Genomic DNA, 1410 nt, shown 5'->3' with positions numbered 1-1410 from the left:
ACTTGGAGCGGCTATTGTTCCGTTCGATAACACAATGGATCCAGCCTCGCATATTTTCCAGCTCTTCTCCACGAAGTTTGTTGAGACTCCGAGCGTGGTGAGTTAAGCATGCTTGATAAAAAATTACCTCCTGAGAATCTTTACAGAATCGCTGTTGAGGTCACGTCGAGCGATTTAACACCCGAACTTTTGCATGATCTTGAAACCCATCCTAATTCGTGGCCAGGCTTAGGTTCGTGGGCGAGATATATTTCCGAGACGGGTGATCTGATCACCCCTCCGGAGCCGCCGTCAAGCGATAGCGTGGACGAAAACCAAGACAGTGCCCCATCCACGCATCCACGTGAGAGATTCCGAGGCCGCAGGCTACGAGTAGCTGGAATCATTACAGGCGGACTTGTGCTCATGAGTGTGGCAGGATTTGCAGCCTATCAGGCCTTTGCCCGCACTGATACGCCAGCCGAGCCAGCACCGCTGGCAGTGCCGGCAAAGCCAGCGGTTGATGATCCGCTCGGTGGACTTACAGCTACAGGGGCGTCGTTTACGTGTAACGCTGCAGATAAAACGATTATCTGCATTGGGCAAAACACGCTCGGGCAGCTAGGCTCTGGCGCTGCCTCACCCGAGCATTCCGTGAAGTTCGCGCTTGATGACAAGGTTGAATACGTCAGTGCCGGTGCTGATTTTGCCTGCGCAGCCACGGCTAGCAATGTGACCTGTTGGGGTGATAATCGGTGGCGTCAAGCAGGGGACACCGATACACAAGTCTTGCCCCCAACGAAAGTACCACTCGCCGGGAAAAAGATTGAAAGTCTCAGCGTCGGTGATGTTCATGCGTGTGCTATAGCTACGGGCAAGCTTTATTGTTGGGGATCCGATTACGCTGGCCAGCTTGGCTCAGGCAAGCAAGGCGTGAAAGCTAGCGGGGTCAAAGAAATCAAACTTCCTAGCGATGACAAACCAGTCTCGGTTAAGGCTTTACGCTTCGGCACGTGTGCCTCATCGAGCAGCGGGAAACTCTATTGTTGGGGAGCTAACAATGACAAGCGCCTGTCTGAAGACGGTGCGCCAGTGCTGGGTATCACCGAGATGAAACCAGCATTGAGCAGCGGGGTGAAGAAATGATCACGGTACGCTCCACTGCCAAGCATTCCTATCTGAAAGCCTATAAAAAGCATCAGCATAAGCCGGTGCGTAAGACTGCAGCGTTCACCGCCTCTACCGTACACAAGACAGTCACGGCATCTACGATGGAACAGCCAGGAGAAGAACAACGCCGTCTACCAGACAGCAAGCGTTCGCGTCGCTTCATAAAAAACGGATTCACCCACGCGCAGGTTAAAGCTAGAACTATTAACCCGAAACGTGTCACTGCCCAGAAGGCCATGGGCGGGAATAGTCGTGTGCGCA

General features: G+C 53.3%; 2 protein-coding genes. Both read left to right on the top strand.

What is annotated here, in order from left to right; all coding sequences use genetic code 11:
* Window positions 1-108 precede the first annotated feature (108 nt).
* A complete protein-coding gene (locus EZJ44_RS08565; protein WP_131282567.1) occupies window positions 109-1125 on the top strand; it encodes an RCC1 domain-containing protein in 1017 nt (338 codons plus the stop codon).
* Window positions 1122-1410 (top strand): hypothetical protein (locus EZJ44_RS08860; RefSeq protein WP_206661895.1); only part of this gene is annotated, 289 nt, incomplete at its 3' end. The genes EZJ44_RS08565 and EZJ44_RS08860, both read left to right, overlap by 4 nt.

It is taken from the genome of Arcanobacterium bovis, assembly GCF_004331995.1.
GTDB lineage: Bacteria > Actinomycetota > Actinomycetes > Actinomycetales > Actinomycetaceae > Arcanobacterium_A > Arcanobacterium_A bovis.
The sequence above is the reverse complement of the archived record's forward strand: the minus strand, read 5'-3'. Positions and strand labels throughout refer to the sequence as shown.